21 protein-coding genes and 1 other RNA gene are annotated in these 24,008 nt (G+C 72.3%); 1 reads left to right on the forward strand and 21 read right to left on the reverse strand.

The window, feature by feature from the left end:
• Positions 1–57: 57 nt before the first annotated feature.
• The 20 genes from lpxC to rnpB all read right to left on the reverse strand — a co-directional run bounded on the left by lpxC (position 58) and on the right by rnpB (position 21,933).
• Entirely contained in the window at positions 58–999 is a 942-nt protein-coding gene (gene lpxC, locus IE246_RS15505; protein ID WP_189991214.1) for a UDP-3-O-acyl-N-acetylglucosamine deacetylase, read from the reverse strand.
• 180 nt (positions 1,000–1,179) lie between these two features.
• Positions 1,180–2,874 (reverse strand): cell division protein FtsZ, encoded by a 1,695-nt coding sequence (gene ftsZ / locus IE246_RS15510; RefSeq protein ID WP_189991215.1) that lies wholly within the window; start codon positions 2,872–2,874, stop codon positions 1,180–1,182.
• A 184-nt stretch (positions 2,875–3,058) separates the two neighbouring features.
• Positions 3,059–4,357 carry a cell division protein FtsA gene (gene ftsA, locus IE246_RS15515; protein WP_189991217.1) on the reverse strand — a complete coding sequence of 433 codons (1,299 nt, stop codon included), beginning with the start codon at positions 4,355–4,357 and terminating at the stop codon, positions 3,059–3,061.
• Between the two features lie 32 nt (positions 4,358–4,389).
• Entirely contained in the window at positions 4,390–5,265 is an 876-nt protein-coding gene (locus tag IE246_RS15520; protein WP_189991220.1) for a cell division protein FtsQ/DivIB, read from the reverse strand.
• Entirely contained in the window at positions 5,253–6,179 is a 927-nt protein-coding gene (locus IE246_RS15525; RefSeq protein WP_189991221.1) for a D-alanine--D-alanine ligase, read from the reverse strand. The genes IE246_RS15520 and IE246_RS15525 overlap by 13 nt, the downstream gene beginning before the upstream one ends.
• Complete coding sequence (gene murB, locus IE246_RS15530; RefSeq protein WP_189991625.1) at positions 6,176–7,096, reverse strand: UDP-N-acetylmuramate dehydrogenase; 921 nt, start codon at positions 7,094–7,096, stop codon at positions 6,176–6,178. The genes IE246_RS15525 and murB overlap by 4 nt, the downstream gene beginning before the upstream one ends.
• Before the next feature lie 32 nt (positions 7,097–7,128).
• Positions 7,129–8,556: a UDP-N-acetylmuramate--L-alanine ligase gene (gene murC, locus IE246_RS15535; RefSeq protein WP_189991223.1), complete on the reverse strand. Its 1,428-nt coding sequence runs from the start codon at positions 8,554–8,556 to the stop codon at positions 7,129–7,131.
• On the reverse strand, positions 8,553–9,704 hold the full coding sequence (gene murG, locus IE246_RS15540; RefSeq protein ID WP_189991225.1) for an undecaprenyldiphospho-muramoylpentapeptide beta-N-acetylglucosaminyltransferase: 1,152 nt from the start codon (positions 9,702–9,704) through the stop codon (positions 8,553–8,555). Before murG ends, murC begins: the two co-directional genes overlap by 4 nt.
• Positions 9,701–10,825, reverse strand: coding sequence for an FtsW/RodA/SpoVE family cell cycle protein (locus tag IE246_RS15545; protein ID WP_189991228.1), 1,125 nt, complete (start codon positions 10,823–10,825; stop codon positions 9,701–9,703). Before IE246_RS15545 ends, murG begins: the two co-directional genes overlap by 4 nt.
• Complete coding sequence (gene murD / locus IE246_RS15550) at positions 10,822–12,246, reverse strand: UDP-N-acetylmuramoyl-L-alanine--D-glutamate ligase (protein ID WP_189991230.1); 1,425 nt, start codon at positions 12,244–12,246, stop codon at positions 10,822–10,824. Before murD ends, IE246_RS15545 begins: the two co-directional genes overlap by 4 nt.
• A 4-nt stretch (positions 12,247–12,250) precedes the next feature.
• Positions 12,251–13,339, reverse strand: a complete 1,089-nt coding sequence (mraY, locus tag IE246_RS15555; RefSeq protein ID WP_189991231.1) for a phospho-N-acetylmuramoyl-pentapeptide-transferase — start codon at positions 13,337–13,339, stop codon at positions 12,251–12,253.
• Positions 13,340–13,343: 4 nt separating this feature from the next.
• Complete coding sequence (locus tag IE246_RS15560; RefSeq protein WP_189991233.1) at positions 13,344–14,786, reverse strand: UDP-N-acetylmuramoyl-tripeptide--D-alanyl-D-alanine ligase; 1,443 nt, start codon at positions 14,784–14,786, stop codon at positions 13,344–13,346.
• Entirely contained in the window at positions 14,783–16,225 is a 1,443-nt protein-coding gene (locus tag IE246_RS15565; protein WP_189991235.1) for a UDP-N-acetylmuramoyl-L-alanyl-D-glutamate--2,6-diaminopimelate ligase, read from the reverse strand. The genes IE246_RS15560 and IE246_RS15565 overlap by 4 nt, the downstream gene beginning before the upstream one ends.
• Positions 16,226–16,244: 19 nt before the next feature.
• Positions 16,245–17,942 carry a peptidoglycan D,D-transpeptidase FtsI family protein gene (locus IE246_RS15570; RefSeq protein ID WP_189991237.1) on the reverse strand — a complete coding sequence of 566 codons (1,698 nt, stop codon included), beginning with the start codon at positions 17,940–17,942 and terminating at the stop codon, positions 16,245–16,247.
• Positions 17,939–18,316, reverse strand: a complete 378-nt coding sequence (gene ftsL, locus IE246_RS15575) for a cell division protein FtsL (RefSeq protein ID WP_189991239.1) — start codon at positions 18,314–18,316, stop codon at positions 17,939–17,941. Before ftsL ends, IE246_RS15570 begins: the two co-directional genes overlap by 4 nt.
• Positions 18,316–19,320 carry a 16S rRNA (cytosine(1402)-N(4))-methyltransferase RsmH gene (rsmH, locus tag IE246_RS15580; RefSeq protein ID WP_189991240.1) on the reverse strand — a complete coding sequence of 335 codons (1,005 nt, stop codon included), beginning with the start codon at positions 19,318–19,320 and terminating at the stop codon, positions 18,316–18,318. The genes ftsL and rsmH overlap by 1 nt, the downstream gene beginning before the upstream one ends.
• On the reverse strand, positions 19,317–19,787 hold the full coding sequence (mraZ, locus tag IE246_RS15585) for a division/cell wall cluster transcriptional repressor MraZ (RefSeq protein ID WP_189991243.1): 471 nt from the start codon (positions 19,785–19,787) through the stop codon (positions 19,317–19,319). The genes rsmH and mraZ overlap by 4 nt, the downstream gene beginning before the upstream one ends.
• A 441-nt stretch (positions 19,788–20,228) precedes the next feature.
• Positions 20,229–20,795: a PAS domain-containing protein gene (locus IE246_RS15590; protein WP_189991244.1), complete on the reverse strand. Its 567-nt coding sequence runs from the start codon at positions 20,793–20,795 to the stop codon at positions 20,229–20,231.
• A gap of 67 nt (positions 20,796–20,862) precedes the next feature.
• Positions 20,863–21,429 carry a PAS domain-containing protein gene (locus IE246_RS15595; protein WP_189991246.1) on the reverse strand — a complete coding sequence of 189 codons (567 nt, stop codon included), beginning with the start codon at positions 21,427–21,429 and terminating at the stop codon, positions 20,863–20,865.
• 54 nt (positions 21,430–21,483) lie between these two features.
• An RNA gene (gene rnpB, locus IE246_RS15600) (RNase P RNA component class A) lies at positions 21,484–21,933 on the reverse strand.
• 86 nt (positions 21,934–22,019) lie between these two features.
• Here rnpB and IE246_RS15605 point away from each other — a divergent pair.
• Positions 22,020–22,664, forward strand: coding sequence for a glutathione S-transferase family protein (locus tag IE246_RS15605; RefSeq protein ID WP_189991248.1), 645 nt, complete (start codon positions 22,020–22,022; stop codon positions 22,662–22,664).
• A 48-nt stretch (positions 22,665–22,712) separates the two neighbouring features.
• Here IE246_RS15605 and IE246_RS15610 read toward each other — a convergent pair whose 3' ends face one another.
• Complete coding sequence (locus IE246_RS15610; protein WP_189991250.1) at positions 22,713–23,966, reverse strand: type III PLP-dependent enzyme; 1,254 nt, start codon at positions 23,964–23,966, stop codon at positions 22,713–22,715.
• Positions 23,967–24,008 lie beyond the last annotated feature (42 nt).

Consider the following 24,008-nt stretch of genomic DNA (forward strand, 5'->3'; position numbering starts at 1 on the left):
GGGCTTTGCGGCGATACTTGCGGTCACCAAGCGCACAACGACGGTCAGCGCGCCCGTTCAAGCCGTCGCCGGCAGTGCCTCGGCGTAGTCGTGCGATCGGTCCGGCATCTCGACCACCGCATAGGCGGTCGGGTCGGCGAACAGGGCGCGCAGCACCTCGTTGTTGGTGTGGTGCCCGGACTTGGTGGCCGTCACCCGTCCCAGGATCGGGGCGCCGGCCAGATACAGGTCGCCGACGCAGTCCAGCACCTTGTGGCGCACGAACTCGTCGTCGAAGCGCAGTCCGCCCTCGTTCAGCACCCGGTCGGTGTCGACCACGACGGTGTTGTCCAGCGAGCCGCCGAGGCCGAGGCCGGCCGCCCGCAGCTTCTCGACGTCGGCCAGGAAGCCGAAGGTGCGGGCCTTGGCGATCTCGCGCTTGAAGGTGCCGTTGACCAGCCGGACGTCCAGCGTCGAGTGCGCGACCACCGGGCTGGCGAAGTCGATCTCGAAATCCACCGAGAAGGCGTCGGCGGGAGCCAGGGTCAGGCCGCGCCGGGCGTCGCCGACGGTGACCGGCTTGCGGACCTCGATGGCGCGGCGCGGGGCGTCGAGCTCGACGGTGCCGGCGCACTCGATCAGGAACACGAACGGCTCCGACGAGCCGTCCATGACCGGCACCTCGGCGGCGTCGATGTCGACGATGGCGTTGTCGATCTCGCAGCCGGCGAAGGCGGCCATCAGGTGCTCGATGGTGCCGACCGTCACCCCGTCCCGGTTGCCGATCACCGTGCACAGGCGGGTGTCGACCACCCGGTCGTAGCGGGCGGCGATCCAGGGATCGCGGTCGGTCACGTCGGTGCGCCGGAAACGGATGCCGCGGTCGGCCGCGGCCGGGTGCAGCGTCATCTCGACGGTGGTTCCGGAATGCAGGCCCACGCCTCGGCACGGAATCGAGCGCCGCAGCGTCTTCTGCCGGAGCCCGGTGCGCACACCGTGGGATTGTGTCCTGGTCGCCATGCAGTCGCCTTCCGGGTGCCGTGTTCGGCGTCGAGACTTCGGACTCAAAGAGAGCCCCGGTAGATGTACCAACACCTACCGGGGCCCCCAAATCACTCTTTGTTACCGAGTGTTACGTTGAAACACCGCAGAAATCCGCGGGTTCCGCCGGGTTCCGGCGAAACCGCGCGAAGTTCTCCCTCAGTTCGCCTGCCGGCGCAGGAACGCCGGGATGTCGAGGGTCTCGTCCTCGGACTGGCTCGGACGCACCCGGTCGCTCGGGTTCAGGGCGCCGAGACGCGGCTGGACCGGCTGGCCGGCGGGCTGGGCGGCCGGCTGCCGCGGAGCCTCGGCGTGGGTCGGCTCCGGCTTGTCGGCCTTGCCCAGGCCGAGACCGGTGATCTGCCGGAACAGGCTCGGGCCGCGGCCGCGCGCCGGCTCGGCCTTCGGTTCGGCGGTCGGCGCGGCGTTGACCAGGTCGCTGGCCCGGAACGCGTCGGCGGCCCGCGGGGCGGTCTCCGGCCGGCGCGGCGGCACCTGGGCGGCCGGGGCGATGAACGGCTTTTCGTCGACCGTCGGCTGCACCGGCTCCTCGCCGGCCGGGGCCTCCATCATCTCCTCGGTCAGGTCGAAGGCGAGCGACCCGTCGGTCTCGGCCATCGACGGGACCTCCGGCATGCTCAGCTCGCCGATGCCGCTGGCCGCCTGCCGGCTGATGTCCATGGTCGACATCGCCGACACCGCGGTCGCCGGGACCGAGTGCTGGGCCGCCGGCTGCGGGGCCGAGGGCTGCTGGATCGCGGGCTGCTGGGCGGTGATCGGCATGGCAGAGGCCGGAGCCTCGGCCGCGGCCGGCCTGTCGGCGATCCGCTGCTGGGCCTGGGCCCGGACCAGCGAGAGCTGCGGGCGCGGCTTGGCGGCCATGCCCTCGGCGGCGATGCCGGTGGCGACCACCGAGACCCGCATCATGCCGTCCATCTTCTCGTCGAAGGTGGAGCCGAAGATGATGTTGGCGTCCGGGTCGACCTCCTCGCGGATCCGGTTGGCGGCCTCGTCGACCTCGAACAGGGTCATGTCGAAGCCGCCGGTGATGTTGATGAGGACGCCCTTGGCCCCCTTCATCGTGGTGTCCTCGAGCAGCGGGTTGTTGATCGCTGCCTCGGCCGCGTCGATCGCCCGCTTCTCGCCGGACGCCTCGCCGGTGCCCATCATCGCCTTGCCCATCTCGCTCATCACCGTGCGGATGTCGGCGAAGTCGAGGTTGATCAGGCCCGGCATGATCATCAGGTCGGTGACGCCGCGCACACCCGAGTGCAGCACGTCGTCGGCCATGTTGAAGGCGTCCGCGAAGGTCGTCTTCTCATTGGCGATCCGGAACAGGTTCTGGTTCGGGATGATGATCAGGGTGTCGACGTACTGGGTCAGTTCCTCGATGCCGGCCTCGGCGATCCGCATGCGGTGCTGGCCCTCGAAGTGGAAGGGCTTGGTCACCACGCCGACCGTCAGGATGCCGCGCTCGCGAGCGGTCTGGGCGATGACCGGAGCCGCGCCGGTGCCGGTGCCGCCGCCCATGCCGGCGGTGATGAAGCACATGTTGCTGTCACCGAGGTGCTCGATGATGGCGTCGATCGACTCCTCGGCGGCGGCCTTGCCGACGTCCGGCCGGGAGCCGGCGCCGAGACCGCGGGTCACTTCCGTACCGAGCTGCATGCGGCGGTCGGCCAGCGACTGCTTCAGCGCCTGGGCGTCGGTGTTGGTCGAGACGAACTCGACGCCCTCCAGGTTCGACCGGATCATGTTGTTGACGGCATTGCAGCCGGCGCCGCCGACGCCGATCACCACGATGCGCGGCTTCATCTCGTTGTCGTCGTGCGGGACGGTGATGTTGATGGTCATAGGGGCCTCCGGGGCTGACGTGTCTCTGTTCGGGGGTGGCGGCGGCTCACGCCGCTTCGTCTTGGGCCGGGCGGGCGACACCCGGGTGGTCGGTGCAGGGGGTCGCCGACGGGCGTCCGGTCGACTCTCTGCATCTGCCGGCGCACGCCGGCGGGATCGCGGACTCTGCGAACGGTCGGGCGCATCAGAAGTGCTCCCTGAACCAGGAGCCGAGGCGCCCGGCGAGCCCGGCCGGCACCGGCTGCGGCACCGGCGCCAGGCGCGGCGCGTCGAGATTGGGGTCGGCGGCATAGGCCAGCAGGCCGGCGCAGGTGGCGAAGGCCGGGCCGCCGGCGGCCTCGGCCAGGCCCTGCACCCGGGTCGGTCGGCCCATGCGGACCTGCTTGTCGAGCACCTGCTGGGCAAGCTCGCGCACGCCCGGCAGCTGGCTGGCGCCGCCGGTCAGCACCACCCGGCGCCCGGCCACCCGGTCGAAGCCGCTGGCCTCCAGCCGCGATCGCACCAGCTCGAAGGTCTCCTCGATGCGCGGCCGCACGATGCCGACCAGCAGCGACTTGGCGACGTGGTTCGGCTGGGCGTGGTCCTCCTCGCCGATGGTCGGGACGTCGATGGTCTCCTGGTCGTCCAGCGGCGAGGGCAGGGCGCTGCCGTACAGGGTCTTGATGCGTTCGGCCGCCAGCACCGGGGTCGACAGGCCGCGGGCGATGTCGTTGGTCACGTGGTGGCCGCCGACCGGGACGATGTCGGTGTGCACGACGTTGCCGTCGTAGAACACCGCGAAGCTGGTCGTGCCGCCGCCCATGTCGACCACGGTGACGCCGAGGTCCATCTCGTCCTCGACCAGGGTGGCGAGTCCGGACGCATAGGGCGACACCACCAGCGCCTCGAGGTCGAGGTGGCAGCGCTCGATCACGGTGGTCAGGGTGCGGACCGCGCCGGCGGCGGCGGTGACCACGTGCATGTGGGCGCCCAGGCTCTGGCCGAACATGCCGCGCGGGTCGCGGATGCCGTTGGCGCCGTCGATCGTGAAGCCGACCGGGATCGAGTGGATCAGGTCGCGGTCCTCGATGCCGTCGAGCTTGCGCCACTGGTCGAGCACAAGGCGCAGGTCGGTGTCGCCGACCTCGTGGCCGGCGATCGAGACCTCGACCGGTACGGTCTCCGACACCGGCCAGCCGCCGGACAGGTTGACGATGACGCCGCGCAGGGTCTCGCCGGCCATCTTCTCGGCTGCGTGCACGGCGTTCAGGATCGAGGCCTCGAGCGCGTCGATGTCGACGATCTGGCCGTTCCTGACGCCGCGCGAGATCTGGTGGCCGATCCCGGCCACCCGGATCGAGCCCAACGGCACGCCGCTGGCGCGGGCCAGCAGCGGGTTCGACGAGGGCTCGCCGATCCGCGCCACGAAGCAGCACACCTTGCTCGACCCGATGTCGAGCGCGGCGACCGTTCCACTTCGCGTCTTGCCGAGGGGTTTTCTCACTGCCTTGCCTTGCTCGCTCTGCGGTTCCGGGGTCAGGTATTCTTGCCGGGGGCCAGGACCCGCTCGGCGGGGTCGGACGGGACGCGCACGATCAGCTGGTTCGGAATGCGCAGGTCCACGGTGGTCACCTCGCGCTTCAGCACGCCGTGGTCGCGCTCCATGCCGGCCAGCTGCGACCACGCGGCGGCCGCACCGCTCTCCGGCAGCTGGACGTCGATGCCGCCGCCTTGCAGGTCGTCCAGCCGCACCGTCCAGCGCCGGTCGCCGACCCAGGTCAGGGCGCGCACCCGCGCCAGCAGGTCGGGCTCGGCCGACAGCATGGCGATCGCCTCGCGCGCCCGTTCCGGCGCGCCGTCGCCGATCACGATCGGCAGGTGGGCGAAACGGCCGAGCTTGCGGTCGGTGATGACCACGCCGTCCTCGTCGACCAGGGCGAGCGCGCGCTGGCGCTGCCACAGCGCCAGCGGGCGGCGCTCGGTCAGGGAGATGAACAGGGTGTCGGGCAGCCGGCGCTCGACGCGGGCGCTCTTGACCCAGGGCAGGGCCTCCACGCGCTGCCGGATCGAGGCGAGGTCGAGCGCCAGGATCGGCATGCCGCGCTCGACGCCGACCACGTCCAGCAGGTGCGACGGATCGGTCTCCCGGCGGCCGGCCACCAGCACGTCGCCGACCGCCAGCCCGGCGTCGGCGGTCATCTGCTGGACGCCCTCGACGGCCTGCTGCCAGGCGGCGACCGCCCGACCGGATTCGACCGACCAGCCGATGGCGCCGCCGACCGCCGCGAGCGCGACCGCGGCGGTTCCCCAGCGCAGCACCGGGGCGAGCCAAGCCGGCCGGGCGCGCCGGCGGGGGCGGCCGGCGGGCGACCGGGGGGCGGGCTTGCGGGGGCCGGCGATCACTCGTCGCATCGCGCGTCCTCCACCATCCGCGACACCAGCTCGGGGAACGAGACGCCGAGATGGGCGGCCTGCTCGGGCACCAGCGAGGTCGGGGTCATGCCGGGCTGGGTGTTGATCTCCAGCAGGTACAGCTCGCCGGGCTCGCCGGCGGTGTCGTCGTAGCGGAAGTCGGCCCGGCTGATGCCGCGGCAGCCGAGCGCCTGGTGCGCCCGGGCCGCCACCTCCATGGCCTGCCGGCGGATCGCCGCCGGCACCGGCGCCGGCAGCAGGTGGACCGAGCCGCCGGCGGCGTACTTGGCCTCGTAGTCGTAGAAGCCGCGGTCGGAAGTGATCTCGGTCACCTCCATGGCCTCGCCGTCCCACACCGCCACAGTCAGCTCGCGGCCGGGGACGTAGCGCTCGACCAGCACGTGCTGGCCGAACGGCCAGTCGGCGGCGGTCGGCCGGTAGTTGTCGCCCTGGCGCACGATGTGCACGCCGACGCTGGAGCCCTGGTCGATCGGCTTGATCACGTAGGGCGGCTCGAGCGGCTCGCCGTCGTCGAAGTCCTCGAGGGTCACCACCCGGCCTTCCGGGCAGCGCAGGCCGTGGCGGGCGAACACGTCCTTGGCGGTCGGCTTGTCCATGGCGACCGCCGAGGCGCGGACGCCGGAATGGGTGTACGGGATGCCCAGGATGTTCAGCAGGCCCTGGATGTTGCCGTCCTCGCCGATCGGGCCGTGCAGGGCGTTGAACACCACGTCGGGCCTCAGGGTCGTCAGCCTGGCGGCGATGCCCCGGTCGACGTCGACCTCGGACACCTTCCAGCCGGCCTGACGCAGCGCCTTGGCGCACTCGCGGCCGGACGACAGCGACACCTCGCGCTCCGGCGACCAGCCGCCCATCAGCACCGCCACGTGGGTTTCCGACCGGTTCGCGTTCATGCCGCACCGCCTTCCGCGCCCTTGGCGACGCCGATCCGCCGGATCTCCCAGCGCAATTCGATCCCGCTGCTGTTCCTGACCCGGCGCCGGACTTCCTCGCCCAGGGCCTCGATGTCCTCGGCGGTGGCGTTGCCGACGTTCAGCAGGAAGTTGCAGTGCTTCTCCGACACCTGGGCGCCGCCGATCTTCAGGCCGCGGCAGCCGGCCGCGTCGATCAGCTGCCAGGCCTTGTGGCCGGCCGGGTTGGCGAAGGTCGACCCGCCGGTCCGCACCCGGCGCGGCTGGGTGTCCTCGCGGGCGTCGCGGATGTCGGCCATGGCCTGGGCGATGGTCGCCGGGTCGCCGGGGCGGGCCTGGAACACCGCGCTGGTGAAGATCCAGTCCTCCGGCACCGCACAGTGGCGGTAGGACAGGCCCATGTCGGCGGCGGCCAGGGTGTGGACATGGCCGAGCCCGTCGATCGCCCGCGCCGAGACCAGCACGTCCTTGACCTCGGCGCCGTAGGCGCCGGCGTTCATGCGCAGCGCGCCGCCGACCGTGCCCGGGATGCCGGACAGGAACTCCAGGCCGGTCAGCCCGGCGCGCTGGGCGGTGGCCGCGACCGTGACGTCGAGGGCGCCGGCGCCGGCGGTCACCCGGTCGCCGTCGATCCGGGTCTCGGCGAACGCCTTGCCGAGGCGGACCACCACGCCGCGGATGCCGCCGCCGCGGATCAGCACGTTGGAGCCGACCCCGAGCACGGTGACCGGGACGTCGCCGGGCCGCTCGGCCAGGAAGTCGATCAGGTCGGCCTCGTCGGCCGGGCGGAACAGCACCTCGGCAGGGCCGCCGACCCGGAACCAGGTGAGCTGCGCGGTCGGCGCGTCGGCGCGGTACTCGCCGCGCACCGGGGGCAGCCGTTCGATCAGATGGGTCATGGGCTTGCGGTGCCGTGGGGACGCGAGGGTGATCACCGGCCACCTCCGTTGCCCAGGATGTGGCGGATCTGGTCGGGCAGGGCCTGCGCCCAGGCGGTGATGTTGCCGGCGCCGAGGCACACCACCATGTCGCCGCTGCGCCCGAGGTCGACGACCTTGGCGGCCAGCTCGACCGGGTCGGTCAGCGCCGCCACCTTGCGGTGGCCGCGGGCGCGCAGACCCTCGACCAGGGCGTCGCGGTCGACGCCGGGGATCGGCGCCTCGCCGGCCGGATAGACGTCGGCGACGATCACCGCGTCGGCGTCGTTGAAGCAGGTGCAGAAGTCCTCGAACAGGTCGCGCAGCCGGGTGAAGCGGTGCGGCTGCACGACCGCGATGACCCGGCCGGCGCCGGAGGCGGCGCGCGCCGCCGACAGTACCGCGGCGATCTCGACCGGGTGGTGGCCGTAGTCGTCGATCACGGTGATGCCGCCGGCCTCGCCGGTCTTGGTGAACCGCCGCTTGACCCCGGCGAAGCCCTGCAGGGCGGTGGTCACCACATCGTCGGGCAGGCCCATCTCGTTGGCCACCGCGATGGCGGCCAGGGCGTTCTGGACGTTGTGCTGGCCGTACATCGGCAACAGCAGGTTCTCCAGCCGGCGCTCGGTGCCGTGCAGGCGGTCGGCGATCACCGCGGTGAAACGCGAGCCGGCCGGGGTGATCTCGACGTCGACGCCGCGGACGTCGGCCTGCGGGCTGAAGCCGTAGGTGACGATCCGGCGGTCGGAGACCTTGGGGATCAGGGTCTGCACCGTCGGGTGGTCCAGGCACATCGCCGCGAAGCCGTAGAACGGGATGTTCTGGACGAACGACTCGAACGCCCGCTGCAGGTTCTCGAACGAGCCGTGGAAGTCCAGGTGCTCGGGGTCGATGTTGGTGACCACCGCGATGGTCGCCGGCAGCTTGACGAAGCTGCCGTCGGACTCGTCGGACTCCACCACCATCCAGTCGCCGGCACCGAGCCGGGCGTTGGTGCCGATGGCGTTGATGATGCCACCGTTGATGATCGTCGGATCGAGGCCGGCGGCGTCCAGCACCGCCGAGACCAGCGAGGTGGTGGTGGTCTTGCCGTGGGTGCCGGCGACCGCGATCGACCATTTCAGCCGCATCAACTCACCGAGCATCTCGGCCCGGTGCACGATCGGCAGCATGCGGCTGCGGGCGGCCGCGACCTCCGGGTTGTCGGCCTTGATCGCGGTCGACACCACCAGGATCGAGGCGTCGTCGACGTTGCCGGCGGCGTGGCCGACGAACACCGGGATGCCGAGGCCCTTCAGGCGCCGGACGCTCGGGTTCTCGGCGATGTCGCTGCCCTGCACGGTATAGCCGAGGTTGTGCAGGATCTCGGCGATGCCGCTCATGCCGATTCCGCCGATGCCGACGAAATGGATGGTGCCGATCGAGAGCGGAAGCTGTCTCACGCGGCGGCCCTCCGGGCGGATTGGTCGGTGGTGGCGGCGGCGCCGTGCGGGCGGGCGACCCCGGCCCGGCGCTCGACCAGGTCGGCGAGCCGCTCGACCGCGTCCGGCACGCCGACCGAGCGGGCGGCCTCGGCCATGCGGGTCAGCAGGGCGGGGTCGCCCAGGATCTCGGCCAGGGCGGCGGCCAGGGCGGCGGCGTCGGTGCCGGCCTGCGGCATGACCCGGGCGCCGCCGGCGGCGGCCACCGCGCGGGCGTTGGCGGCCTGGTGGTCGTCGATGGCGTGCGGATAGGGCACCAGCAGGGCCGGCCGGCCGGCGACGGTGTTCTCGGCCACCGTCGACGCGCCCGAGCGGCAGACCAGCAGCCGCGCCTCGGCCAGGCGGGCCGGCATGTCGTCGAAGAAGCTCCGGACGTCGGCCTCGATGCCGAGCTCGCGGTAGGCCGCGGTCACCTGCTCCAGCTCGACCGGGCGGGCCTGCTGGGACAGCCGCAGGCGGCGGCGCAGCGCCTCCGGCAGCCGGGCGACCGCCGCCGGCACCAGGTCGGCGAACACGCTGGCGCCCTGGCTGCCGCCGGTGACCAGCACGGCGACCGGGGCGTCGGGGCTGAGCGGCGGCAGCACGGTGTCGCGCACCGTCCGGATCGCCTCCCGCACCGGGTTGCCGGTGAGCAGCAGCTTGCCGCGGTCGGCCGGCCGTACCTTGGCGACCTCGGCGAACGACACGGCGATGGCGTCGGCGCGGGCCGCCAGCAGGCGGTTGGCGCGGCCCAGCACCGCGTTCTGCTCGTGCAGCACCACCGGCACGCCGCGGCCCGCGGCGGCCAGCACGGTCGGCACGCTGGCGTAGCCGCCGAAGCCGACCACCACGGCCGGCGCCAGGGTGCGGATCAGCCGCCGCGCCTCCAGGTAGCCGAGCAGCAGCTCGCCGACCGCCCGGGCCTTGGCGACGATGCCGCGGCCGGCGATCCCGGCGGCCCGGATGCGGTGCACCTCCAGGGTGCCGCTGGCGGTCTCGAAGGCGGTGCCGCGGCGGTCGGTGACCAGCCCGACCCGGTGACCGCGCGCCAGCAGGGTCTCGGCGAGCGCCCGGGCCGGGAACACGTGGCCGCCGGTACCGCCGGCGGCGAGCAGGATCAGGTCGCTCACGGCAGGTCCTCCCCGCCGAAGCGCTTGCGGGTCAGCGCCAGCGCCATGCCCATGCCGAGGCCGAGCGCCAGCAGCGACGAGCCGCCGTAGCTGACGAACGGCAGGGTCATGCCCTTGGCCGGCATCAGGTGCACCGAGGACGCCATGTGGATCAGCGCCTGCAGGGCGAACTGGGTCAGCAGCCCGGTGCCGGCCAGCAGCACGAACAGGCTCTGCTCGCCCAGCAGCCGGGCGTAGCCGCGCAGCACCACGAAGGCGTACAGCGCGATGATCACCAGGCAGGCGATGCCGCCGAACTCCTCGCCGGCGACCGAGAAGATGAAGTCGGCATGGGCGTCCGGCAGGTAGGCCTTGACCGTGCCCTCGCCCGGGCCGGTACCCAGCAGGCCGCCGTTCATGAACGCCTCCAGCGAGCGGTCGACCTGGTAGCTGTCGCCGGCCGACGGGTCCAGGAACCGGTCGATGCGGCTGGAGACGTGCGGAAACAGGAAGTAGGCGCCGATCAGCCCGAACACCCCGGTGGCGATGAAGCCGACCACCAGGATCATCGGCAGCCCGGCCAGGAAGAACTGCCCGAACCAGATCGCCGAGACCACCACGGTCATGCCGAGATCGGGCTGCGACAGCAGCAGGGCGGCGGTCATCAGGTACAGGCCGATGGCGACCAGATGGCCGGGAAACGCCTCGTCGCGCCGCCATTCGGCGAACATCCAGGCGGTCACCACGGCGAAGAACGGCTTGGCGAACTCGCTCGGCTGCAGCGAGAAGCCGGCCAGCGAGATCCAGCGGGTCGCGCCCTTGATCTCGGCGCCGACCAGCGGCACCAGCAGCAGCAGGACGACGGTCGCCGCGAAGCCGAGCACTGACAGCCGCCGGACCTGCAGCGGCGACAGCAGCGACACCGCGACCATCAGCGCCAGCGCCACCGGCATGATCACGAACTGCCGCTGCACGAAGTGGTAGGCGTTCAGGCCGATCCGCTCGGCGACCGCCGGACTGGCCGCCAGGATCAACAGCGCGCCGATCAGCACCAGCAGGAACAGCGCGCCCAGGGTCCAGCGGTCGACGGTCCACCACCACTTGCCGAACACGCTGGTGTCGGTGCGGGCGATCGCGCTCACGACGCCCTCCTTTCGCCGGCGCCGCTCTCGTCGGCGCCGCCGTTGCCGTCCACCAGCTCGCGGACCAGGGTGCGGAAGCGGTCGCCGCGGACCTCGAAGTTCGGGAACTGGTCGAACGAGGCGGCGGCCGGCGACAGCAGCACCACCGCGCCCGGCTGCCGGTCCGCGCGGGCGTCGAGATGCGCCTGGCGGACCGCCATCTCCAGGGTCCGGCACAGCGCCGTCGGGCAGCCGTCGCCGATCTGCCGGGCGAACGCCCCGGCCGACTCGCCGATCAGGTAGGCCTTGCGGATCCGCGGGAAGTAGGCGGAGAGGGAGGAGACACCGCCCTCCTTCCCGCGGCCGCCGGCGATCCAGTAGATTGCGCTGTAGCAGGCCAGCGCACGGGCCGCCGCGTCGGCATTGGTAGCCTTCGAATCATTGATGTAGAGCACGCCCCCGGCCTCGGCCACCCGCTCCTGGCGGTGGGCGAGGCCGGGGAAGCTGCGCATGCCGTCGGCGATCGCCGTGCGGTCCAGGCCGAGGGCGGCACAGGTCGCGAACGCCGCGGCGGCGTTCTGGGCGTTGTGCTCGCCCGGCAGCGCCGGCGCCTCGGCCAGCATCAGCACGGTCTCCGGCCGGCCGGAGCGGGCGTCGACCAGCTCGCCGTCCTCGGCGTAGACGCCGCCGACCACCGGGCCGTCGCCGGAGACGTCGACGACCCGCCGGCCGGCGCGGCGCAGCCGCTCGGCGACATCGCGCGAGACCGCGTCGTCGCAGCCGACCACCGCCAGGTCGGCGGCGGTCTGGCGGGCGAAGATGTTGCGCTTGGCGGCGACGTAGCCGGCGAGGTCGCCGTGCCGGTCGATGTGGTCGGGGGTGATGTTCAGCCAGACCGCGACGGTCGGCGCCAGCGACGGGGTCAGCTCGAGCTGATACGAGCTGAGCTCCAGCACGATCACGCCGTCGGCGCCGGGATCGTCGAACTCCAGGGCCGGGCGGCCGAGGTTGCCGCCGACCTCGACCGGCACCCCGGCGCTGGCCAGGATGTGGCCGATCAGGGTGGTGGTGGTCGATTTGCCGTTGGTGCCGGTGATTGCCACCAGCCGGCGCTTCGGCAGCGCCCGCAGCAGCAGCTCGACGTCGCCGACGATCGGCACGCCGGCGGCCTTGGCGGCGGCCGCGACCGGGTGCGGTGCCGGATGGGTGTGCGGGATGCCCGGGGACAGCACCAGGGCGTCGACGCCGGCGAGGCCGCGCGCCGCCAGGTCGGTCACGGTCACGCCGGAAGCGTGCTCCAGCGCGGCCCGGCGCTCGGCGGTGTCGTCCCAGGCGAGCACGTCGGCCCCGGCGGCCGCGAGCGCCCGCGCGGCGACCGCCCCGGACTTGCCGAGGCCCATGACCGCGTAGGTGTGGTCGCGTGCGAAGCCGAGGGTCACCATCGCGTCACCTCAGCTTCAGGGTCGCGAGGCCGATCAGCGCCAGCACGATGGCGATGATCCAGAACCGGATGACGATGGTGGGCTCCTGCCAGCCCTTCTTCTCGAAGTGGTGGTGCAGCGGCGCCATGCGGAACACCCGGCGGCCGGTCAGCTTGAACGACGCGACCTGCACGATCACCGACACCGTCTCCAGCACGAACAGGCCGCCGATGATCGCCAGCACCAGCTCGTGCTTGGTGACCACGCTGATGGCGCCGAGCGCGCCGCCCAGCGACAGCGAGCCGGTATCGCCCATGAACACCATGGCCGGCGGGGCGTTGAACCACAGGAAGCCGAGGCCGGCGCCGACCAGCGCCCCGCACAGCACCGCCAGCTCGCCGGCGCCGGGCACGTGGTGGATCTGCAGGTAGTTGGCGAACACCGCGTTGCCGGACAGGTAGGCGATCAGCGCGAAGCAGCCGCCGGCGATCATCACCGGCACGATCGCCAGCCCGTCCAGGCCGTCGGTCAGGTTCACGGCGTTCGAGGCGCCGACCATCACGAACACCGCGAACGGCACGAAGAACCAGGACAGCTGGATCAGCACGTCCTTGAAGAACGGCACCGCGACGCCGAAGGTCAGCGGCTCCGCCACGGTCGAGGCGATGCCGAGGGTGGCGGCGGTGCCGATGGCGATCTGGAAGACCAGCTTCAGCCGGCCGGGCAGGCCCTTGGAGTTGCGGCGGGTCAGTTTCAGCCAGTCGTCGCCGAAGCCGATGGCGCCGAACCCGATGGTCACCAGCAGCACCGCCCAGACGTAGGGGTTGGCCAGGTTGGCCCACAGCAGGGTGGAGACGCTGAGCCCGATCAGGATCAGCAGCCCGCCCATGGTCGGCGTGCCCTTCTTGGTCAGCAGGTGGCTCTCCGGGCCGTCCTCGCGGATCGGCTGGCCGCCGCGCTGCCGGCTCTTCAGCCAGCGGATCAGCGACGGGCCCAGCACGAAGGCGATGAACAGCGCGGTCATGGTCGCGCCGCCGGTCCGGAAGGTCAGGTACCGGAACAGGTTGAACACCTGATGCTGGTCGGCGAGCGGGGCCAGGAGGTTGTACAGCATCGCCTCAGCCCCCGTTGACCACACGCCCGGCGACCGCGAAACGGGTCGGGGTGGCCAGAGCCTCCAGCGCCGTCACGATCGGCTTCATGCGGGTGCCGAGCGACCCCTTCACCAGCACCACGTCGCCCGGTGCGACGGCGCCGGCCACGACCGTCGCCAGATCCTCGGAGCGCTCGGTGTGGGCGGTGACCAGGCCCGCCGGAAGCGCGACCGCCAGCGCCCGCATCTCGGGGCCGACCAGGTAGACCGCGTCGGGCCGGGCGGCGAGCACCGCCTCGGCCAGCCCGCGATGGGCGGCCGGGGCGCCGGCGCCGAGCTCGCGCATGTCGCCGAGCACCAGGATGCGGCGGCCACCCGGGCCAGGCCGGGTCTCGGCGAACACCGCGAGCGCCGCCCGCACCGCCGGCGGGCTGGCGTTGTAGCTCTCGTCGATCAGGGTCAGCGGACCGCCCGGCAGGTCGAGCCGGACCTGACCGCCGCGGCCGCGCATTGCCGACACTCCGGCCAGCGCCGCCATGCCGGGGGCCGGGTCCAGCTCGAGCGCGAGCAGGGTGGCGGCGACGCCGATGCTGTTGAGCGCCCAGTGCCGGCCGATCCCGCCGACGGTCCAGGACAGCCGGCGGCCGGCGACCTCGGCCTCGACCCGGGTGCCGCCGGCGTCGGACGCGCTGTCGAGCAGGCGCACGTCGACCGCGGTGTCGGTGCCGAAGGTGACGATGCGGCCGATGCCGAGCCGGGCGGCGTGGCCCGCCAGCCGCCCGTACTGGCCGTTGTCGCGATTCAGGACGGCGGCGCCGCCGGGCTCCAGGCCTTCCAGGATCTCGGCCTTGGCGTCGGCGATCTGCTCGATCCCGGTGAAGAATCCGGCATGCACCATCTCGACGTTGGTGATCAGCGCGGCGTGCGGGCGCACCAAGCGGGTCAGCGGCCGGATCTCGTCCGGGTGGTTCATGCCGAGCTCGAACACCGCGTAGGCGGCCGACGGCGTCAGCCGGGCCAGCGACAGCGGCGCGCCGATGTGGTTGTTCAGGTTGCCCTGGCTGGCCTGGGTCGGCCCGTAGCCGGCCAGCGCCGCGGCCAGCATCTCCTTCGAGCCGGTCTTGCCGACGCTGCCGGTGACGGCGGCGATCCGGGCGGTCGAGCGGGCGCGGGCGGCCCGGCCGAGGGCGGCGAGGCCGGCGAGCACGTCGTCGACCAGCAGCAGGGGCGCGTCCTCGGCGAGGCCGTCGGGGCGGCGGGACACCAGCGCGGCGGCGGCGCCGGCCTTCAGGGCCTGCGCCACGAAGTCGTGGCCGTCGACCCTCTCGCCCGGCAAGGCCGCGAACAGGTCGCCGGCGCGCACCGCCCGGCTGTCGATGACCACGCCGGACGCGTTCCAGCCACGGCCGAGCGGCTGGCCGCCGGTCGCACGGACGGCGTCGTCGCGGGTCCAGAGGGCGGCGGTCATGCGGGCTCTCCCGAGCGGGCGGCGGCGGCTTCGCGTGCCACCGTGGCGTCGTCGAACGGACGCTTCTCGCCCCTGATCTCCTGCCCTTGCTCGTGGCCCTTACCGGCGACCATCAGTACGTCGCCCGGGCCGAGCCGCAAGATCGCCGTGCGAATCGCCTCGGCGCGGTCGCCGATCTCCTCGCCGCCGGGGCAGGCGGCCAGGGCGGCGGCGCGAATCGCGGCCGGATCCTCGGACCGCGGGTTGTCGTCGGTGACGATGGCGCGGTCGGCCAGCTTGGCGACCACCGCTCCCATCATCGGCCGCTTGCCGGGGTCGCGGTCGCCGCCGCAGCCGAACACGCACCACAGTTTGCCTGTGGTGTGCGGACGCACCGCGTGCAGCACGGTCTCCAGTGCGTCCGGGGTATGGGCGTAGTCGACGTAGACCGCGGCGCCGTTGTCGAGCACGGCGACCCGCTCCATGCGGCCGCGCACGCCGGCGAGGTGGCCGAGCGCCGCGATCGCCCGCTCGGCCGGGGTGCCGGTGGCGATCGCCAGGCCGAGGGCGGCCAGCGCGTTCCAGGCCTGGAAGTCGCCGACCAGCGGCAACTCGACCGAGTGGGCGCGGCCGAACACGATCAGGTCGAGGGTCTGGCCGCCGGGCCGCGCGGTGCGGCCGGCCAGCCGCAGTTCGGCACCCGGCCGGCGGCCGTAGGCGACGATACGGTGGCCGCGCCGGCCGGCGGCGGCGGCGAAGGTCTGGTATTCCGGCGAGTCGACGTTCAGCACCGCGGTGCCGCCGGACTCCATGACCCGGTCGAACAGGCTGAGCTTGGCGACCCGGTAGGCGTCCATCGAGCCGTGATAGTCGAGGTGGTCGCGGGTCAGGTTGGTGAAGGCGGCCGCCTTGATGCGGACGCCGTCCAGCCGCGCCTGGTGCAGGCCGTGGCTGGACGCCTCCATCGCCGCATGGGTCACGCCGCGGTCGACCAGGTCCTTGAGCACCGCATGCAGGCGGACCGGGTCCGGCGTGGTCAGGCTCGGGCCTTCCGACGGACCGTCGACGATCAGGCCGAGGGTGCCGAGGCTGGCCGAACGGGCGCCGGTCAGCGCCCAGATCTGGCGGGTGAACTCGGCGACCGAGGTCTTGCCGTTGGTGCCGGTGACCGCGACCATGGTCTCCGGCTGGGCGGCGTAGAACCGAGCGGCCAGCCGGGCCAGCCGGCGGCGCGGCTCGGCGTCGGCGACCAGCGGCACCCGGCCGCGGACCCGGGCCCCGGCGTCCGGGGTCGTCAGCACCGCGCAGGCACCGCGGGCCAGCGCGTCGTCGATGTAGGACCGGCCGTCCAACCGGCTGCCGGGCAGGGCGGCGAACAGCCAGCCCGGCCGGACCTCGCGGCTGTCGGCGGTCAGGCCGGTCACGTCCGGATCGGCCCCGACCAGGATCGCGGGGCTCATGCTGCGGCCGTCGAGTAGCTCAGAAAGACGCAAGGCGCTTACCTCCCTCGACCGGCACTTCGATCATCAGATCGCGGCGAATCTCGGGCGTTTCCGGGTCCACCGGCGCCACACCGAGGAGGGGAGCCGAACGGGCGACGATCCGGCTGACGGCCGGAGCCGCCACCCAGCCGCCGGTGGCATAGCCGAACGTCTCTTTGGTGCCCTTGGGCTCGTCGACCATGATCAGGACGACGTAGCGCGGGTCGTGCATCGGGAAGGCGGCGACGAACGACGAGATCAGCGATTTCTGCTTGTAGCCGCCGCGCCCGCCGGCCTTTTCGGCGGTCCCGGTCTTGCCGCCCACGACGTAGCCGGGGGTGTCGGCCTTGCGCCCGGTCCCGTCCTCGACCACCAGCCGCATCAGGCGGCGCATGTCGTGCGAGGTCTGCTCGGAGATGACCCGCTGGCCCGGCGACGGGATGTCCGAGGCGAGCAGGGTCACCGGGCGGCGGATGCCGCCGTTCACGATCGCCGCCACGCCGCCGACCAGGTGGAGCGGGCTGACCGCCAGGCCGTGGCCGAACGCGATGGTCATGGTGTTGATCGGTCGCCACGGGCTCGGGACCATGGGCCGGCCGCGCTCCGGCAGCTCGATGGCGGTCTCGCGCAGCATGCCGAGCTTGGCCATGAACGCGCGCTGGCCGTCGGTCCCGACGTCCAGCGCCATCTTCACCGAGCCGATGTTCGAGGAGTACTTGAAGATCTCCGGCACCGACAGCCAGCGCGCCTTGGCGTGGTCGTCGTTGATGGTGAACCGCGCGATCCGGATCGGATGGGTGGCGTCGTAGCCGCTGCGCATGGTCGCGGTGCCGGCGTCCAGCGCCATCGCGGTGTTAAAGATCTTGAAGGTCGACCCCATCTCGTAGACGCCGAGCGTCGCCCGGTTGAACAGCGTGTCGGGGTCCATCTGGCCGGGCACGTTCGGGTCGAAGTCGGGCAGCGACACCATGGCGATGGTCTCGCCGGTGTCGACGTCCAGCACCACGCCGGCGCCGCCGATCGCGCTGAAGGTTGCGATCTGGCGGAGCAGTTCCTCGCGGACGATGTGCTGGACCCGCAGGTCGAGCGACAGCCGGAGCGGGTCGCGGCCGCCGCGCAGCACGTCGTCGAAGCTGCGCTCCACGCCCGAGATGCCGCGGTCGTCGACGTCGGTGAAGCCGACGGCATGGGCGGTCAGCGTTCCCTGCGGGTAGATCCGCTTCCACTCGTCCTGGAAGTGCAGGCCGGGGATGCCGAGGCTGTTCACCTCCTGCTGCTCGCGCGGGGTCAGGTTGCGCTTCAGCCACACGAACCGCCGGTCCGACGCGAGCTTGGCCGCGGTCTCGGCCGGGTTGATCTCGGGCAGCACGGTGGACAGCCGGAACGCGGCGTCCTCGGCGTCGAGCACCTCCTTGGGGTCGGCGTACAGTGACGGCGTGCGCAGCGAGGTGGCCAGCAGCAGGCCGTCGCGGTCGACGATGTCGGCACGCCCGACCGTCAGCTGCGCGTCGGGGTCGACGCTCGCCACGCCGGGCTCGCCGGCGCCGCCGAGGGCGGACAGCTCGATCACCCGGGCGCCGATCGCGGCGAACGCGAGGGCGACCAGGCAGCCGGCCAGGATCAGCCGGTTGCGGCCGGTCTCGATCGCCTGCTTGGCGTGACCTTCCAGGCGGACGGTCTCGGAACGCGTCTTCATCGCCGGGCCTCCCGGGTCAGGACCAGCGGACGCCCGACCGGCAGCGGCGGCAGGCCGGCCAGCGTCGGCGCGACGCCGTCTTCGGCGGCGTCCGGCATCGGCAGGCGCATCGGCAGCATCTCGACCGAGCCGATCCTGCGCGTGTCCATCGGCACCAGGTTCAGGTGCCGGCGCACCAGCGCCTCGATCCGGTCGGGGCGGTTCAGGTAGCTCCACTCGGCTTCCAGCACGTGGATCGCCTCCTGGCTCGCCAGGATCTGCCGGTGCAGGCCGGCCAGCTGCTCCTCGCGCCGCTGTACCTCGTGCTTCACCAGGAACAGCGCGACCCCCAGGCAGGTGGCGATCAGGAACCACAGGATCGTCGCCCGGCGCATCACGCCACCTCGCCCGTGGACGCGTTCCCGGCCGTCCAGGCCGGTGCGTCGGTCCGCTCGCCGACCCGGAGGCGGGCCGAGCGGGCGCGCGGGTTGCGGGCGGCTTCCTCGTCGGTCGGCCCGATCGGCCGGCCGGTGATTACGCGGAACGTCGGGCGCGGGCCTTCGGCCGGGCCGGCGATCGCCGCGGCGGCGTGCCGCGACGGACCGGCGGTCCGCCCCGACCGGCCGCGCAGGAAGGTCTTGACCCGCCGGTCCTCGAGGGAATGAAAGGAGACCACGGCCAGCCTGCCGCCCGGGGAGAGCAGCCGTTCGGCGGCCTCGAGGCCGTGGTCGAGTTCGTCGAGCTCGCGGTTCACGTGGATGCGCAGCGCCTGGAAGGTCCGGGTGGCAGGGTCGATGCCGCCGGACTTGGCGGACGGCACCACCCGGCGGACGATGTCGGCCAGCTGGCCGGTCCGCTGGATGGCGCCGTGCGTCCGTGCCGCGACGATCGCCCGGGCGACCCGGCGGGAGTGCCGCTCCTCGCCCAGGTGGAAGATGATGTCGGCCAGCTCCTGTTCGCCCGCCTTGTTGACGACGTCGGCGGCGCTCGGCCCGGACTTCTCCATGCGCATGTCGAGCGGGCCGTCGAACCGGAACGAGAAGCCGCGCTCGGCCTCGTCGAGCTGCGGCGACGAGACGCCGAGGTCCAGCGCCACACCCTCGACGCGGTCGGCGCCGGCCTCCGACACCAGCCGGTCCATGGCGCCGAACCGGCCCTCCAGCGGGATCAGCCGGCCGTCGTACTCGGCCGCCAGCCGGCGCGCCCGGGCGATCGCGTCCGGGTCGCGGTCGATGGCGTAGACCGTGCACCTGGCGGCCGCCAGGATGGCGCGGGTGTAGCCGCCGACGCCGAAGGTGCCGTCGACGTAGCGGCCGCCGTCGCGCGGCGCCAGGGCCTCGACCACCGGTTCCAGCAGGACCGGGACGTGCTGGGCGGCGGCAGGGGACACGCCGGTCATCGGCCGCCTCCGTCGCCGTCGTTGCGCACCAGCCGCAGGGTGGCGCCGGACCGGCGGGCGCGCTCGCGCGCCTCGTTGCGGTGGGCCTCGTAGGCGGCGGGCGCCCAGATCTGGAAGCTCTTGCCGAGGCCGACGAAGGTCGCGGTCTCATCCAGTCCGGCGAAGTCGACGAGCTCCTTCGGCATCATGATCCGGCCGTCGCCGTCGACCGTCAGGCGGACCGAGTCCGCCAGGATCGTCTGCAGGTTCTCGGCTTCCTCGGAGAACGCGTCCAGGGCGTCGATCGATGCCGCGATCTGCTCGATGCGCTCGTCGCCGCAGCCTTCGATACAGGGGTGCTTGAACGACGGGTAGAGGATGACCCCGGCGGATTTCTCCTGCTCGAGGGCGGCGCGGAAGGTCGCCGGGACGGATACCCGCCCCTTCTTGTCGACCTTGTTCGCGAATGTGGACAGGAAAACTGCCACTTCTGCCCTCGCGTGCCGGGTAACCGGCCCCTGTTCGTCGACCTCTCGGCCCGATCGCCCTCCTCGTTCCCGACCCGCAACCGGACGATCGCCCCGGCCCGGCGAACGGAGCGGCATGGGATGGGCCCGCCTCGTTCATGGGATAACATGGGATATCATGGGACCAGATGGGCGTCAACGGGACGACACCCTCATCACTTGGGTCGACAGGGCCAGATCGGGGTTTTTCCCGTCGTTCGTGAAGTCTTTGAAAGAACACGCGATGCGTCCGAAAGGACCGGGCGGTCACGACCGACGGGATTTATTGTTCATGTAATGTTCTCATGGGGGCCGGCGCGGGGGCGCGGGCGGGCGTCGCGGGAGCGGTGAAAGGGAGCGTCGAAGGGGGCGAAGGGGGCGGGCGCCCTCCGCGAGCGCAGCCGATCGCTGCCGGCCCCCGCGTCAGGCGGTCAGGATCGTGACGTCGGCGTGCTCGACGTCGGCGGCCGCCACCACCGCGATCTCGTGGCGTTGCGTGGCCTGCGGGTCGGTCAGCAGGGCCCGGTAGGTGCGGGTCACGTCGCCGGCCTGGATCCGGCTGCCGAGAACCATGTCGACCCGCTGCCCGTCGTCCGAGAACGGCAGCAGCAGGCGCGTGAACCGCGTCCGCGCGCCGTCTTCCTCCATCGTGAAGATGGTGGAGTAGCAGGTGATCAGGCCGTTGAATGCGACGTCGGCGAAGCGCTCGGTGGTGAAGTCCAGCAGCGCCCCCGCGAACGTCTCCTCAAACGGCTTCCCGGTCATCGAGTAGCCCTGCTGCTCGTCGATCTCGGTGCCGCACAGACGGTTGACGAAGTGCGGCGGGGTGCCGGCGATCTCGACCAGGAAGATCCGGGGCAGAAAGCGGGGATGCTCGACGGGATCGAAGTCGGCGCGCGACGGCATGGCCCGGCCGCCGCGGGCGGCGAACCACCAGTCGAGGAGTTCCCGATGCTCGGTATCGGCGATGAACTCGCGAAGCGTACCCATGTAAAGATGCTGATCCGGGCGCCTTAACAATTTCTTAAGGCCGGCGCGCTGCACGCGGTCCCGGCGGCTACGGCCCCAGGACCGTGACGGTGCCGCTGGCCGCTTCGGTCGCCGGCACCATGGCGACCTCGTAGCGGCGGCGGACGCGATCGTCGTGGTCGAGCTGGTCGAAGTTGCGCCGGAAGTTGCTGACCTGGATGCGGCTGCCCAGGATGGTGTCGACCCGGGTCCCGTCCCCCGACAGCGGCAGCAGCAGCCGGGTGAAGCGCGACCGTTTCGCCGTGTTGTCGTTGCTGAAATGCGTCGAGTGGTAGCTGATCCGCCGCTTGAAGGCGACGTCGCCGAAGCGTTCCAGCGTGAAGCGCAGCAGTTCGCCCTCGAACAGCTCCTCGAAGCTGTGGCCGGTCATGGAGTAGCCCTGCTGCTCGTCGATCTCGGTGCCGCACAGCCGGTAGCGGAAGATCGGCGGCCGACGGCCGACCTCGACAAGGAACAGGCGCGGCAGCCAGCCGGGATGGTCGAGCGGGTCGAAGTCCGCCCGTGAAGGCATGTCGCGCTCGCCGCGGACCGTGAGCCACCAGTCGAACAGCGCCCGGTGCTCCGGGTCGGCGATCGTGTGCATCAGATCGCCCATGGCGGCAGCATGCGCCGGGCGTGGTTAACGGGGGATTAAGAGGGGGAAGCCGAACGGATCAGACGGTCTGTAAGCCGGGTTCTGTCCCCGCCGCGGTTCCCCGGACCGAGATCCGGGGCCAGCCGGCGGGCGACGGCCATTCATCTGGGACGGTCGTTGCCGACCGCCTCGCGCGACCTACCCGGACGACGACGCGGGAACGCGTCTGCCGCCGACCCCGTTTCCGGAGCCGCGGCCGGCCATCCCTATTCGGTCTTGCTCCCGGTGGGGTTTACCCTGCCGCCGCCGTTACCGGTGGCGCGGTGCGCTCTTACCGCACCCTTTCACCCTTGCCCGCCGGCGCCGGGCCGAAGCCCGGAGCGGGCGGGCGGTTTGCTTTCTGTGGCACTTTCCCTGGGGTCGCCCCCGCCGGGTGTTACCCGGCACCGTATTCCCGTGGAGCCCGGACTTTCCTCCCGCCCCGGTCCCCGGAGGGCCGGGACCGGCGGCCGTCCGACCGTCTGATCCGTGGCCTGCACTTAGCACGCGGGGGGTGTCCGTCAAGGTGCGGCCGCTCTAGCATCGCCGCCTGACCGCTGCGGGAGGGTCCGATGTCCGCACCGACGATCGATCTCTACGGCTTCGCGCCGAGCGTCTACGTCCGCTCGGTGCGGCTGGCGCTCGAGGAGAAGCGGCTGCCCTACGCGCTGCACGAGGTCGATCCGTTCCAGGACGGCGGGCCGCCGGACTGGTACCGGGCGATGCAGCCGTTCGGGAAGGTGCCGACGCTGCGCGACGGCGGCTTCGAGCTGTTCGAGAGCGACGCCATCCTGCGCTACCTGGAGGCGGCGTATCCCGAGCGCCCGCTGACCCCGGTCGAGCCGCAGCGGATCGGCCGGATGGCCCAGGCCATGCGGATCATGGACGGCTATGCCTACCCGGCGATGATCTGGACGGTGTTCATCGTGCTGGCGCGCGGCCAGGAGCGCGGGCGGCTGTCGATGGAGGACGGGCTGGCGCAGTCGAGGCTGGTGCTGGCGACCCTCGACCGGCTGATGCCTGAGGGCGCGGCGTTCCTGACCGGCGACGCTCTCACCCTGGCCGACACCCACGCCCTGCCGATGATGGTCTACTTCGAACGGACGGCTCCGGGGGCCGGGATGATCGCGGAGTTCCCGCGGATCGCGAGGTGGCTGGAGCGCATGCGGGCGCGGCCGTCGGCGGCGGCGACCCGCTCGGTGCTGGAGGACGGATAGCGGGCGGCGGCACGCTCCGGCTCGGGCCCGGAGCGTGCCGTTCTCGCCTCAGAGGCAGACGGTCTCCAGCGGCGGGAAGCCGTTGAAGCCGACCGACGAGTAGGTCGAGGTGTAGGCGCCGGTCGCCAGGATCAGCACCGTGTCGCCGGCCTTGAGGTCGAGCGGCAGGCGGTAGCTGGCCTTCTCGTACAGGATGTCGGCGCTGTCGCAGGACGGGCCGGCCAGGATCACCGGGCCGTCGGCCGTGCCGTCGTGCGCGGTGGTCACCCGGTACTTGATGGCCTCGTCCATGGTCTCGGCCAGGCCAGAGAACTTGCCGATGTCCAGGTAGACCCAGCGGGTGTCCTCGCCGGCGTCCTTGCGCGACACCAGCACGACCTCGGAGCGGATCACGCCGGCGTCGCCGACCAGGCCGCGGCCCGGTTCCGCGATGGTCTCGATCGCCCGGCCGCCGAAATGCCGGGTCAGGGCGGAGCGGATCGCCGCCCCGTAGGCCTCGGCGCCGGCGACATCCTCGCGGTAGCGGGCCGGGAAGCCGCCGCCCAGGTTGATCAGGTCGAGGTGGACGCCGTGGCGGTCCATCTCGTCGAACAGCTCGGCGGTCTCGGTCAGCGCGATGTCCCACTGGCCGAGGTCGACCTGCTGGGAGCCGACGTGGAACGACACGCCGCGCGGCTTCAGGCCGAGCTCGGCGGCCCGCAGCAGCACGGTGCGGGCCATCGCCAGGGTGCAGCCGAACTTGCGCGACAGCGGCCACTCGGCGCCGGTGCCGGAGGTCAGGATGCGGCAGAACACTGCCGCGCCGGGGGCGGCCCGGGCGACCTTCTCGACCTCGCCCTCGCAGTCGACGGCGAACATCGGCACGCCGACCTCGTGCGCGAAGGCGATGTCGCGCTCCTTCTTGATGGTATTGCCGAACGACAGCCGTTCGGCCGGGACGCCGCGCGCCAGGCACAGCTCGATCTCGCCGCGGCTGGCGACGTCGAAATGGCTGCCGAGCGCGGCCAGCCGATCGACCAGGTCGTCGGCCGGATTGGCCTTGACGGCGTAGTAGATCTGCGTGTCGGGCAGGGCCAGCGCCAGCGACCGGTAGTTCCACTCGACGATCGACAGGTCGACCGCGAGCACCGGATGCTCGTGCGGGGTTTCGTCGAAATAGCGCCGGATCGCCTCGGACGGCTCGCCCCTCGGCGGCACCACGGCCGGCACGAGACTGAGAGCCGGCCGGTGGGCCGGGGTGGACGGAGCGGATTCGGTGAAGAGACGACGACGGGCCTCCAGGCCCGTATCGGGTCGCAGCATCGTGGGTTCCCCCTTCGACAACCGGCCATTCAAGGCCGGGGT

Origin of the sequence: Thalassobaculum fulvum (assembly GCF_014652915.1) — a bacterium.
Lineage (GTDB): Bacteria > Pseudomonadota > Alphaproteobacteria > Thalassobaculales > Thalassobaculaceae > Thalassobaculum_A > Thalassobaculum_A fulvum.